Annotated in this window: 12 protein-coding genes; 4 read left to right on the plus strand and 8 right to left on the minus strand. The window is 49.9% G+C overall.

Going from position 1 to position 13,032, the window contains the following annotated elements:
- Positions 1 to 9: 9 nt before the first annotated feature.
- From G358_RS31505 to G358_RS0100765, 7 genes are all read right to left on the minus strand, one after another.
- Positions 10 to 1,521 (minus strand): response regulator transcription factor, encoded by a 1,512-nt coding sequence (locus G358_RS31505; RefSeq protein ID WP_019635280.1) that lies wholly within the window; start codon positions 1,519 to 1,521, stop codon positions 10 to 12.
- Positions 1,522 to 1,546: 25 nt separating this feature from the next.
- Positions 1,547 to 3,358 carry a cache domain-containing sensor histidine kinase gene (locus tag G358_RS0100740; RefSeq protein ID WP_019635281.1) on the minus strand — a complete coding sequence of 604 codons (1,812 nt, stop codon included), beginning with the start codon at positions 3,356 to 3,358 and terminating at the stop codon, positions 1,547 to 1,549.
- A 144-nt stretch (positions 3,359 to 3,502) separates the two neighbouring features.
- The gene (locus G358_RS0100745) at positions 3,503 to 4,780 is read right to left on the minus strand and encodes an ABC transporter substrate-binding protein (RefSeq protein WP_019635282.1); all 1,278 of its coding nucleotides are present in this window, start codon (positions 4,778 to 4,780) and stop codon (positions 3,503 to 3,505) included.
- Positions 4,781 to 4,822: 42 nt separating this feature from the next.
- Positions 4,823 to 5,659: a carbohydrate ABC transporter permease gene (locus G358_RS0100750; protein ID WP_019635283.1), complete on the minus strand. Its 837-nt coding sequence runs from the start codon at positions 5,657 to 5,659 to the stop codon at positions 4,823 to 4,825.
- On the minus strand, positions 5,659 to 6,537 hold the full coding sequence (locus G358_RS0100755) for a carbohydrate ABC transporter permease (RefSeq protein WP_019635284.1): 879 nt from the start codon (positions 6,535 to 6,537) through the stop codon (positions 5,659 to 5,661). The genes G358_RS0100750 and G358_RS0100755 overlap by 1 nt, the downstream gene beginning before the upstream one ends.
- A gap of 97 nt (positions 6,538 to 6,634) precedes the next feature.
- Positions 6,635 to 7,828 carry an MFS transporter gene (locus G358_RS0100760; protein ID WP_019635285.1) on the minus strand — a complete coding sequence of 398 codons (1,194 nt, stop codon included), beginning with the start codon at positions 7,826 to 7,828 and terminating at the stop codon, positions 6,635 to 6,637.
- Between the two features lie 57 nt (positions 7,829 to 7,885).
- The gene (locus G358_RS0100765; protein WP_019635286.1) at positions 7,886 to 8,302 is read right to left on the minus strand and encodes a MarR family winged helix-turn-helix transcriptional regulator; all 417 of its coding nucleotides are present in this window, start codon (positions 8,300 to 8,302) and stop codon (positions 7,886 to 7,888) included.
- 143 nt (positions 8,303 to 8,445) lie between these two features.
- Here G358_RS0100765 and G358_RS0100770 point away from each other — a divergent pair, with 143 nt between their 5' ends.
- The 4 genes from G358_RS0100770 to G358_RS29250 all read left to right on the plus strand — a co-directional run bounded on the left by G358_RS0100770 (position 8,446) and on the right by G358_RS29250 (position 11,488).
- Positions 8,446 to 8,604, plus strand: a complete 159-nt coding sequence (locus G358_RS0100770; protein WP_019635287.1) for a hypothetical protein — start codon at positions 8,446 to 8,448, stop codon at positions 8,602 to 8,604.
- Between the two features lie 192 nt (positions 8,605 to 8,796).
- Entirely contained in the window at positions 8,797 to 9,027 is a 231-nt protein-coding gene (locus G358_RS32025; RefSeq protein WP_240479915.1) for a DUF2642 domain-containing protein, read from the plus strand.
- A 244-nt stretch (positions 9,028 to 9,271) separates the two neighbouring features.
- Entirely contained in the window at positions 9,272 to 9,604 is a 333-nt protein-coding gene (locus tag G358_RS0100780; protein ID WP_019635289.1) for an ArsR/SmtB family transcription factor, read from the plus strand.
- 147 nt (positions 9,605 to 9,751) lie between these two features.
- On the plus strand, positions 9,752 to 11,488 hold the full coding sequence (locus G358_RS29250; protein WP_033403693.1) for a SulP family inorganic anion transporter: 1,737 nt from the start codon (positions 9,752 to 9,754) through the stop codon (positions 11,486 to 11,488).
- 170 nt (positions 11,489 to 11,658) lie between these two features.
- Here the strand turns inward: G358_RS29250 and G358_RS0100790 are convergent, their stop codons facing one another.
- Positions 11,659 to 12,960, minus strand: coding sequence for an ABC transporter substrate-binding protein (locus G358_RS0100790; RefSeq protein WP_019635291.1), 1,302 nt, complete (start codon positions 12,958 to 12,960; stop codon positions 11,659 to 11,661).
- Positions 12,961 to 13,032: the final 72 nt, after the last annotated feature.

The following is a 13,032-nucleotide window of genomic DNA, read 5'->3' on the forward strand; positions in this document are numbered from 1 at the left end:
TTGCACGGCTTAATGTTTCTCGCCTCGGTGGAGCTGACGGTATTGCTTGGGGGACACATCATAGTATTTTTTAAACGTCCTGCTGAAGTGACTCTCATCGACAAATCCAGTCACGGAGGCGATCACGCTGTTCTTCTCCTCCGTGCGGAGCAGCAATTCGGCGGCCTTCTCCATCCTAATCTGAATCACATAATTCCAATAGTTCACATTCATTTCCTGCTTGAACAGCCTGCTTAACTGAAAGCGGTCGACGCCAAACCGGTCCGCCACCATCTGCAGAGACAAATCTTCCCCATAGTTGAGGTCGACATATTGCTTCACTCTCATAACCATATCCTCCGTCAGGTTCGGGCCTTTCATGATGCTGGCGATATGACCGATTAAGCTCATAAATAAGAGCTCCAGCTCCCGAATATTACGATAGCTCCTAAGGTCATCCATCGTGATATTATCGAGCTTCGTACTTGACCTGCCCATAGTCGGAATCGACTGGGCAATGACGTACAGAAAATGAAGAACTAGAGAATAGACATCCTCCGGCGGAATCCGCGAGCTCCGGAAATAATCGAACATTTCTGCGGTCAGCTTCCTGGCGGCCTCCGGAGCGAATTCGCGGACAACCATCTCCCGATAGGCCTGCTCATAGCTCTGAAAATGCTGCATGCCCCATGCCTCGTTAAATGCTTCCTCCTGGTAAGCATTCACGGGTTCACAGGTATAGAAGCCCAGCCTGCCGGCTTCCTCGCTCTGCTCCAGCAGCTCCGGCAGCTGGTCAGCACGGCATCCGTCCATCATTCGGCTCGCTCCAATACTCACCGCAAGTTCGGGTATATGGGCTTGAATACGGGATAACGTCTCCTGGCACAGCTCCAGCAACCGGGATTCCGGCATGGGAGCGGTTATTCCCAGCAGGCAGCTGTATTTATCCCGGCTCTTTCGGTAAACGACCGGAATCAGCGACGGCTCCGCCTGGAGCAGCCATTCCGCAAGCAGCGGCTCGCTCAGGCTCTCTCCTTCGATCTGGAGGACGGCGCATTGCTGGAGCTTCAGCAAGCCGCAGGCCCGCTCGACAACGGCGAGGCTATTGGCATACGCAGACCTGGAATGCACCAGCTTCCCGAATTCATGGGCCAGAACGGATTGCTGCTCTGCATGTATGGCGGATGTAAGCTCAAGAATGGTTTTCTTCAGCAATACGACATCCACGGGCTTCAGCAAATACTGATAGACGTCCAGACGCAGCGCTTCCCGCGCATAGGTGAATTCATCGTGAGCGCTTACAATGACGGTTTTCGGCTTCTTTATGGAATGATCCAGCTGCTGCAGGGTTTCGATCCCGCTCATAAATGGCATCTGAATGTCCAGTATGACGATGTCCGGCAGGAACTCGCCAAGCTGCTGCAGCGTTTCCCGGCCGTCGTAAGCATGTTTGATTTCCGTAATCCCTAAGGCTGCCCAGTCCATCGTTTTATCCAAAAAAGTGTGCAGGGAAGTTTGGTCATCCGCTATTAGCAATTTCATGGCATGTCCCCCTCATACAACGAGCTTATTCGATCCTCGGCACAACTAAATATACGCAGGTGCCGGCATTTTTTGTGCTGCGAACCCGGATTCCAAAATCCTGCCCGAAGTTCAGCTTAATCCGGTGATTGATATTATAAAGTCCGATATTGCCGTTTTTCTCATCCGGCTTGTCCAGCTGCCGTCTCAGCCGTTTGAGCTCATCTGCATCCATCCCTTTGCCGCTGTCAGCAATGGCGATAAGCAGACCTCTTCTCACTGTAGTGACGCTGATGCGGATCGCACCCTCCCGCCGATCCTCGCCGAATCCATGCCGGATACAGTTCTCCACGACAGGCTGCAGCAGCAGCTTGGGTATTCTGCACGGCAATACGCGCTGATCCGGAATGTACTCGTCGACCTGCAAGCGGTCATCGTATTTTTTATTCATAATATAAAGATAATTCCGTACGTGCTCCAGCTCCGTTCTAAGCTCCACCAGCTCACCCGACTGTCTCATCGAATAACGGAACATGTGGCTTAAGGAAAGTACGATATGATTAGAGGATTCGATGTTACCGCATACAATTTCCGTCTGCAGCAGCTGCAGCGTATTGAACAGAAAATGAGGATTGATCTGGGCCTGCAGCGCCTTCAGTTCTTCTTCTTTCAGCGCGATCTGAGTCAAATAGTTTTGCTGAATGAGCAGGTCGATCCGGTCCATAAGCTCTTTGAACTTCATGCCGATCTGATTGATTTCGTGATACTGGTAGTTTTTATCGCGAATATACAGCATGTCGTCGGTCCCGATTTTGTCCAGCGTCTTCAGCAGGCCCTGCATCGGCCGGGAAATGCGGAAGGTGACCGCCAGGCTGATCAGCACATTTAGAATCAGGCACAGGTAAAGAATTCGCGCCAGGTTCGACTTTAGCGGAGCGGATTGGCTCGTGATTTCACTCATCGGCACGGCGGAGATCATCATCCAGCCTTCAACCGCTGTCGGCTGATAAATAATCAAATGCTCCTCCCCGTACAATGGCGTGCGGAAATTGCCCGACTTCTGTTCGTATATCTCATCGATTCCGTCAATGTCCATGATTTGGCCGATTTCTTCGTTGTTCTGGTGAACGATGATTCTCCTGTTCTCGTCGATCAGAAAGATGCTCCCTCTGTTCTGATAGTTGTTGCGCTCGAACATGCTGTTTACTTTCTGCAAATCCAGGTTGGCAATGACCGAGCCGATCACCTCGCGGCGAAAGCCTTTGACCTGCATGGCTACGGACAAGGTAGGACGTCCATATCGAGAAATGTCCGAGCTTAAATAGTAATCCTGGTTGTGTATGCCCAGGCTAAAAAAATAATCTCCTTGCCGAGACTGGAAGGATTCCTGTACCCAGGGCTGCGCCCCGAAGGAATACTCCCACCAAAGCGAGCTCCGTCCGTTTAAATTATTGACATACCCGTTCTTCCCCAGAATTAGAACATCGCTGATTAGTGACTGGTATGTATTGATGCTCTGCGTAATTTCGGAAATATTTCGTTCATGCTGCAGCAAATAGGCCATGTCAGGCACCTCAGCATGCCGCATAATCGCTCCGACGGATTGGTTGCTCACCAGCACCAGCAGCGAACGCTTCGTCTCCTCCAGGTTGAAGCTTAAGCCTTGAGCGGCCTGCTCCATCACCTTGTTGCTTGACCGGATCACCTCTTCCGTAATCATCCGGGTCGAATCGCGAATGGATAACATCCCAAGCAGCACGAGCAGCAGCAGGTTACCGAGCAAATAGTATACGAGGAACGTCCGATAAATCGTTTTTTGCAGCATGAAACGGCGTAAAAATCGCAGTATTCTGTTCATACATAGCTCCCTCAATAGCTGATCATTCTCCCTATTCATCCTAATGCATTGTAGCAAAAGAACAAAGCAGATGAATAGACTCCCCTCATTTTTGCCCAAAAAAAAGAAGCATTGATAGATTGCCATCAACGCTTCTGAGCCTGCCTATTCCACGCTTAAATTGTCCCAGTTCTGCTGGAACTGCTCGTACATCTCGGGCTTCGTTATTTTGCCGCCGATGTAGGCCTGAATGCTGCTGGCGAATTCGCCCGACATGCCATTCGGGAACCGAAACCAGTTCCAGGTCAGCGCTTGGCCTGCATCGGTGTATTTCAGCACCTCGATGCCGAGCGCCCCGAGATCCTCTTCTGTGCCTTCGATGCTGTCAAAGGCCGGAATGAACTGAAATTCCTCGGTGATATACCTCCTGCCTGTCTGGGAGGAAACGAGCCAATTGAGGAAGGTCTTCGCTTCCTCTTTAACAGGAGAATTCTTGTTGATGACCCAGTTGTTCGGCACCCCGACGAACAGTACATCATTATCCTCGGCCGTATCGTCGATCGGCATGGGCAGTATGCCCAAGTCGAGATTCGGATTGATCCCGTCGATCTGCCCTTGCGTCCAGTTGCCCTGCTGCATCATCGCGGCCTGGCCGCTGGCAAACAGGGTCACCTGGGTGTTGTAATCTGTGGTGAGCGGGTTTGGATTGCTGTATTCCAGCGTCAGCTCCAAAAGATCCGACCACTGCTGTACGACCGGGTCAGCCGCGAACTTCGCCGACCCTTCGTTTAACTGCTGGATGAATGCTGCAGGGTCTTGCTGATAGGCAAATGCGGCATTCATGTTATGGTTGCCAAGCACGAACGACTCCTGATACCCGTTGGAAAACGGGATAATCCCTGCGGCCTCCAGCTTCTCCGCCGCCTCCCGCAGACCGCTAAGCGTGACCGGACGCTCGGTAATGCCGGCCTGGCGGAACAGCTCCTTGTTATAGATAAAACCGTAGCCTTCCAGGTTCATCGGCTGCCCGTACAATTTGCCGTCCTTGGTCATCGGCTCTTTGGCTAGCTCCTTGACATCCTTCACCCAGGGCTGGTCGGACAGATCCTCCAGATATTCCTCCCACATTTCCATTTCGCGGTATCCGCCGATGTTGAAAATATCGGGCTCTTCCCCGGAGGCGAACTTCGACCTTAGCGTTGCTCCGTAATCACTGCCGCCGCCCACCGTCTGGATTTCCAGCTTGATGTCCGGATGCTCCTGCTCGAACTCCTTCTGCAGCCCTTCCAGCGCCTCGGCGATTTCCACCTTGAATTGGAAAATATGCAGCACCTTGCGTCCGTTTTGCATTTCGGCTTCCTTCCGGCTGCCGCAGCCTGCTGCAAGCAATGCAGTCAACAGAAGCAGCAGGGCCAGCCTGCCGATGTTCCTTCCTGCTCTCATATCCGCTCAACCTCCCGTCCATCGATCCTAATCATCGTGTAGTCATCCTTTGACCGAGCCCTGCGCAATACCGTCGATGATATACCTCTGCATAAAGAGAAAGAAAATCACGATCGGCGTAATGCCCAATACGAGCGCTGGCAAGGCCAGATCCCACTGCTTCGTGAACTGTCCGAAAAATGCGAAGGTTTCGATCGGAATCGTAAACAGCTCCGGCTTCTGTAAAATTAGCGAAGGCATCAGGTAGTCGTTCCAAATCCACAGCGTATTGAGAATAACGACGGTTACCGCTATCGGCTGCATTAGCGGCAGGACGATCCGGAAGAAGATGCCATAAGGCGAGCAGCCGTCCACTCGGCCGGCTTCCTCGATATCGAGCGGAACCGATTTCACGAATCCGTGGAGCAGAAATACTGTGAGCGGCGCGCCAAACCCAAGGTAGCAGAGGATCAGCCCGGTTCGCGAATTCATAATGCCGAGCACGCTCGTCACTTTGACAAGCGGAATCATGATCGCCTGGAACGGAATGATCATCGCCGCCACAAACGCCATGTACAGTATGCGGTTAAACCAGGTTGGCCTGCGGGCCATCCGGTAAGCGGCCATCGCGCACATCAGCACGAGCAGCAGATTGCTAAGCACGGTAATAAGCAGCGAGTTCCCGAAGGCTTTGGGAAAAGATGTCTTCTCCCACGCTCCAGCGTAATTCTCCCATTGGAACGCCGACGGCCAGCCGGCCGCATCCGTCAGAATCTCCCCAAAGCTCTTGAGCGAGTTGACCAGCAGAAAATAAAACGGAACAAGGAACAGCAGACCGCCGAAAATGATCAGCAGCTCGACCAGCACGATTTTTCCGTTATACCGTTTCGCTGTCTCCATCACATCTCCACCTCCTTGCGCTTTGTGGCCCATACTTGAAGCATGGAAATGACCGCCACAATAAGGAAGAACAGGATCGCTTTTGCCGAGCCCATGCCGAACCGGCTGATGTTAAAGGCTTCATTGTAAATGTTCAGCGCGACGGATTCCGTTGATTTGAACGGCCCGCCTTTGGTCAGGGACAAATTGAGATCGAAGAGCTTGAACGACCAGGATATCGCCAGGAACAGGCAGACCGTCACTGCGGGCATAATCAGCGGCACGATGATTTTGCCGAGCACCTGCCGTTTGCCAGCGCCGTCCACCTGCGCCGCCTCCATGAGGTTTTTCGGCACGTTGTTCATCGCAGAGATGTAAATAACCATCAAATATCCGGCATTCTGCCAGACGAATACAATAATAATCGCCCAGAACGAGGTGGATTCAGTGCCCAGCCACGGCAGCTGAAAAAAGCTCAGCCCGGTCCAATCGCCGATTGAGCTGAAGCCCCGTACAAAAATAAACTGCCAGATAAAACCGAGCAGCAAGCCGCCGATGACATGGGGCATAAAGAACACGGTACGCATCACGTTCCGCGTTCGGAAAGGCTTCGTCAGCAAATAAGCGAGGATGAATGCTGTAACATTCGTTAGAAGGACGCTAAACAGCGTAAATTTCGCGGTAAAGACAAATGAATTGCGGAAAGCGAGATCTCGCGTGAATATATGCAAATAATTGCTTACACCGACAAGGTCTGCCTGGCGCGAAATCCCGTTCCAGCTCGTCAATGAATAATACAGGCCGAGCACAAAAGGCGCAGCCACGATCAAGATGAAGAATACCGTCGATGGTCCGACGAAGATGATCTGCTGCAGCAATTGGGACGCTCTCTTGCGCATCAAACGCTCCCTCCCTTGGCTTACGGTATTGACCTCTTTTTACCCTATAACCCAAAGCTTTGAATCTGGGAGGCTGCTATTCTGGTGCTGCCCGCACCTATGCGGACGTCTCGCCCGCCTGCTCTTTGCCCTGTCTCCGGTGATGCAGCGCATAGTACAGCAAGGTGGTGAATGCGACCACCATCGCACCGACGAAATACATCGTACCGTAGCTGGTCATCGCGGCTACCACGCCAAGGACATAGGAACCTACGCCATAGCCTGCATCAAAAAAGACAAAGTAGGTGCTCGTAGCCAGCCCGCTGCGCTGGATCGGCGCCGACTTGATCGCAACCGCCTGAAAGCTGGGCAGCAAAGCGCCGTACCCGAGACCGATTACGCCGCCAGCTGCAAGGAAGGCAAAGATGCTATCGGCCTGACTGAGCCAGATCATGCCGACAACGAAGAAGAGCAAGCCCGGATACACCAGCACATGCTCGCCTTTACGGTCGAACAACCTCCCGGTGAAAGGCCGGGAAATGAGAATAAGGGCGGCGAACACGATAAAGAAATAGCTGGCCAATGGCTCCATCCCCAGGCTTTTGGCATAAACCGAAATGAACGTAGAAATCGCGCCGTAGGAAAATGCCAGCATAAAGCCGGAAATGGAAATCGGAATCGCCTTCGTCTCGATGAAGTTGCTCCAATGCCAGGATGAGGCAGCGCCAGACTTCTTGGGTTCCGGCTCGCCAGGAATTTGCAGCAGCAGGCCGCAGGCCAATGAGAGCGCCGAGAATATAAGACACATGATGAATAACACGGGGAAATTAAAGTGGGTGATAACGGTCAAACCAAGGAACGGCCCAAAAACCATCGCCAGGCTCATGAAAAGCGTAAAGTAGCCGATCCCCTCTCCTTTGCGCTTCTCCGGGATCAGCTTGATCGCAATTGCCGAGGTGGTCGTCGCCGCAACGCCGAAGGCTGCCCCGTGAATGACCCGCAGGACGAGCAGCGGCGCAAAGCCGTGCACAATCAAATACAGGGCGCTGCAGACCGCGAACAGAATGAGTGAGACATTCATGATTTTGCGGTTGTCCAGCTCATTCAGCCACTTGCCGGCTAAGGGCCGGAAGATGACCGCCGCGATAACGAACACTGTCGTTACGAGGCCGATTCCCTTCTGGCTGCCATGCAGCGATTCCAGTACAAAGGTCGGCAGCGTTACCGCCAAAATATAAAAGGTCATAAATACAAAAAAACTGCTGAAGCAAATCAGCAAAAAGTTCTTATTCCATAAGCTGGTTTCTCTCAAATCCTATTCCTGCTTTCTATGTTGTATTTGGGGATATAGCCCTTTGTCTGCAGGGGTCTATAAACGTTCATTTATTTTTTGAAAAACCTGGCGCAGCAGCGTAAGCTCTTCCTCGGTCAAATCCTTTAAGTACGACTGCGTAAACTCTGCCTCGATCGGCAGAAGCTTCTGACTTAAGCTTCTGCCGCTCTCTGTGACATGGATCAGATAGGATCGCCGATCCTCCTTGTTGGCTGCTCTGCGTATGAATTCCTTCCTCTCCAATTGGTCAAGAATACGGGTGACGTTTGTTGGGTCTTTCTCGGTACGACGGGACAGCTCTGCTTGCGTGATGCCGTCTTCCTCCGTCAGTGTTTGGAGAACGCCCCACTGCTCGGATGTGATGCCAAATTCATGGAATCTTTGGGTTAAATGCTGGGTGATTTTACGTCCGGTATTCGTAATGATATAGCCAAGGGAATCCTTGATCCGCAACGCTAAACGCCTCCTCGCGCGATTATTATATGTATAACAATTATAGATATAGCAACTATCTATTGTCAATCCTATGCATAATTTGCATCTGGACGAATCAGAATAACGTTGTCTTTCCAACTGAATCCAAAGGAGTGTTATGCATGCGTGAAGGTTTGATTCCTACTGTTCTTGGAGCCGTAGTATCCGCTTCAGCCGCCTCACTGCTTCGGAGCAAGTATAAGCTTGCCGCCACCGGCGCTCTTGGCTTTGGCCTGGCGCACATCGTGCTCGGAGCCATCGACCTCGTCGAGCATCGGTAGCTGATCGGGAAAGATCGCCCGGGGAGCAAACCTTCCCGGGTTACTTATGTTTTCGCTCCTTTCTGGGCAAACGCCCATACCGCGAACTAGTCATTCGCATAGAATGGCGTATCATTTGAAATGGGAGTGAAATTCTTGAACAATTTTTATCCAATGCATCATCATCACCACATGCAGCACCACGGAGGACATATGCACCACCACGGCGGACATATGCACCACCCTTTGCAGGTATCTCTTGTTGACCCTCATGTCGTTGAAACTTTGAAATGCAATGTCGGGAACTACGTTGTGCTGGAAACTACCCGCGGAGGCATTGACGGTTGCATTGCCGATGTCAAGTCGGATCACGTCGTCTTGGATGCACGGGGCAAAAAGTTCTATGTTCGTATCTGCGAAATCGTCTGGATCATGCCAAAATAATGAGAATGGATTGCGGGGCGCCCCTAGCTGCCTCGCATAATAAGCTCTATAAAGTAACAATCAGGTACCCTTCATCCAAACTGACAGGGCTGCCTGGTTGTTATTTTTTCTGCAGCCTGCCTGCATCGATCCATTAGAGACATTAACCATTTACAGAAATGCATTATCATGATACTATACATATTGATTCAAATATTCAAAATTTCAGATATATGAATATATAGAACCAAGGAGTATTGAAGTGATGGACAGAAGCATCCAGCAGTTTAAAGCCGATTTTTTCAAAGCGCTAGCTCATCCAATGCGCATTCGAATTTTAGAAATATTGAGCCAGGGGGAGCGAAATGTCAATGAGCTTCAAACGATGCTGGAGTCGGAAGGCTCGGCGGTATCGCAACAGCTCGCCGTACTTCGCGCTAAAAATTTAGTTAATAGCGTAAAGGAAGGGACAACGGTAATCTACTCTCTGCGCGACCCGCTAATCAGCGATTTGCTCGCAGTTGCCCGGCAAATTTTCAACAATCATTTGATAGAGTCGATTTCCCTATTGGAGGATATGAACAAACAAGCTGATTAGCCATTGCCCATTCCAAGAAATAAACTTGGCCAAGCAGACACGAAGCAGACACAAATTGAACAGACAAAAGTAAGTTCCCCGCCCATTGGCGGGGATTATTTGAAGTTGCAGCAGCTTCGAAAAATAAAAAAAAGAAGGGTTATAGAAATGAAATGGATAGGACGATTTAGTGGTTACTCTGCAGATGCATTTCGCAAGGATTTAGTATCAGGCTGTATCGTCGGAATTGTCGCCATTCCTTTAGGGATGGCTTTTGCCATTGCGTCAGGTGTAAAGCCGGAGTTCGGACTGTACACGACAATCATTGCCGGTATTCTGATCTCTCTGTTCGGCGGTTCGAGGTTCCAAATCGGCGGCCCGACCGGGGCATTTATCCCGATTCTGCTGGCGATCGTCATGCAGTACGGGTACGAAAACCTGCTGGTCGCCGGATTTCTGGCGGGCGTATTCCTTGTGCTGATGGGGCTCCTTCGGCTGGGATCGCTGATCAAGTTTATTCCGAAGCCGGTCACCATCGGGTTTACCTCCGGGATTGCCGTCATTATTTTCAGCGGACAAATCGCTAACTTTCTTGGACTTGAGGGAGTGGAGCGCCATGAGTATTTTTTCTATAATATGAAAGAAATATTCCTGCGGATATCCTCTTTGAACCTGTACAGCGTGCTGATTGCCGGCATATGCTTGGCTGCTCTTATTCTAACTCCCAAAGTTTTGCCTAAGGTGCCTGGATCTCTCGTGGGCATCATTGTTTCTACTTTGATTGCTGCCTGGCTGTTTCCCGGCAAAGTCACGACGATCGGCTCAGCCTACGGGCTTATTCCTGGCGGACTTCCCAGCTTTGCTCCCCTTGATTTGACCTGGGATCGCATCCTTATGATGGTGCAGCCTGCCTTAATTATCGCTATGCTGGGCAGCATTGAATCGCTGCTATCGGCTGTCGTAGCTGACGAGATGACGGGAACCCGTCATAACAGCAACCGGGAGCTCATTGGACAAGGCGTTGCTAATATGGCAGCTCCTCTGTTCGGAGGAATTCCAGCCACTGGCGCCATTGCCCGTACCGCGACAAACATTAAGAACGGGGCGGTTTCCCCGCTGTCTGGCGTCATCCATGGCGTCGTCGTTCTAATGATTGTTGTTCTGTTCGCGCCGTATGCGTCCGCTATTCCGCTGGCGAGCATGGCCCCTATTTTAATGGTCGTCGCTTGGAATATGAGCGAATACAAAACATTCGCCCACATGTTCAAAACTCGGACCGGAGACTCCCTCATCCTGCTCGTTACTTTTCTGCTGACGGTGTTCACGACGTTGACGGTTGCCGTACAAGCTGGACTAGCCTTAGCGGTCATTCTGTTCATCAAGCGGATGAGCGGCACACTTGTGGTAGACAAAGTACTGCCCGATCATTCCTCTAGCAAGGAAAAGGTGCAGGCCCATATGGTGACCGAGGATCGCGACTGCCCGCAGATCGGCATTTACACGGTGGAAGGTGCTTTGTTCTTTGGCGCATCCCACGCTTTCGAGAGCTTCGGTCATAAGCTGCTCGCCGATCCTGATCTTCAGGTTGTGCTGCTGCGGATGGGGAGCGTGCCATTTATGGACACGACGGGAGAAGCTAACTTCACCAGCCTGATTCAGCGTCTCATGCAGCGCGGTGTCATCGTCACCGTCTCCGGCATACGGCCGCAGCCCAAGGATCTTCTTGTGAAGACCGGCGGCTATTCGCTGATCGGAGAAGACCGTTTCTTCGACCATACGGGAGAGGCGCTGAACTATGCTCTGGACAATCTTCAATTCAACAAGTGCCTGGGCTGTAAGCAATTTGCGTTCCGGGAATGCACCGGACTGAGCAGCAGCGGAAACTTGCACCAGCATATTTCGTAATTTTAGCTTGTAAAACTAGTGTTGGGGGAAGTACAAAGAATGTAGCTCAGATCTACGACTAAAAAAAACAGCACGCTTCCAAGTACTTGGAAAATACGTGCTGTTTTTGAATTTTGAACTTTCCCCGTCTATTCCTAGACTTCCACTAAGTTCAGGCTTTCAGGCTACTACTATTTGAACTTATCCCAAGCATTTTTGAGTTCAACTAATAGCTGGTCTTTATTCAGATGATCAGAAGAATACTTTTGCATAACTGATCCAAACTCTTGGACTACGCCAATTGGATATCTAGGCCAATGCCAACCATATGTCTTGCCTTCAATTACATAGGATTGCACAGAGGCGGCTAAATCACCGACAATTTCCGGATTAGTCTCAATGTTATCGAAAGCGGGGATAAATTTAAATTCCTCGGTGATATACCGTTTCCCCGTTTCTGAAGTTACTAACCAATTCAAAAATTGTTTAGCTTGATCCTTAACTTCAGAGTTTTTATTAATAACCCAGAAATTGGGTACGCCCACAAAAATATGATTATTTAGTGCAGCATCATCATTTATTGGAACCGGCATTATCCCCAAATTCATATTATCATTCAAGTTATTCAGCATCGGTTGAATCCAATTTCCATTAAATATAATAGCTGCATCTCCACTTGAAAAAAGAGTCACCTGGGTATTATAGTCTGTAGTCATTGGATTCTGAACAGAATGATTCAACTCCAGATCAATCAAACTCAGCCAATCCTGAAAAATCGGATTATCTGCAAAATTTGCTGTTCCATCATTGATTTCTTGAATAAATTGCACTGGATCTCCCTGCAACGCAAACGGCACATTGACTCCAAAGCGTCCCGGAATAATTCCTTGATATGATGTAGCAAATGCCTTGATGCCTGATTCCTCTAGCTTATTAATGACTGTTTCTAGTTCGGTGATTGTTTTAGGAATCTCATGTATACCGGCTTGTTCGAACAGATCCTTATTATATATAAAGCCGTATCCTTCTAAGTTCATAGGCATTCCATACAGAAGGCCGTCCTTCGTAATTGGCTCGCGTGCGATATCCACTACATTTTGTACCCACGGCTCATTCGACAAATCCTCCAAGTGGTCAATCCAGGTTTCCATTTCAGTATACCCTGTATTTACAAATATATCTGGCATTTCGTTGCCAGCGAATCTTCCTTTCAGTGCCGAAGCATAGTCAGTACCTATTACTGTATCAATCTGTAATTTAACGTTAGGATTCTCTTTCTCATAATCTCGTTTTAACTCGTTTAGTTGATCAACAATTTCAGTTTTTGAATTAAACAGCTTGAGTGTAATACTTTCTTTACTGTTTTCCCCACTCTTGTCACCGCTTACATCACTTGCGCCCTGATTGCCAGCACTGTTGCCATTTTGAGAACAACCAGCAATAACCAAGAGCACTAGTACCATTAGTATCAGAGCACTTTTCATGCGCTTCATAGTTACATCCCCCTATAGTATATGTGTAATCCTGCATTTATTATCTTCTTTTGTTAGGTAGGTTGTACACCG

It is taken from the genome of Paenibacillus fonticola DSM 21315 (assembly GCF_000381905.1).
Lineage (GTDB): Bacteria > Bacillota > Bacilli > Paenibacillales > Paenibacillaceae > Fontibacillus > Fontibacillus fonticola.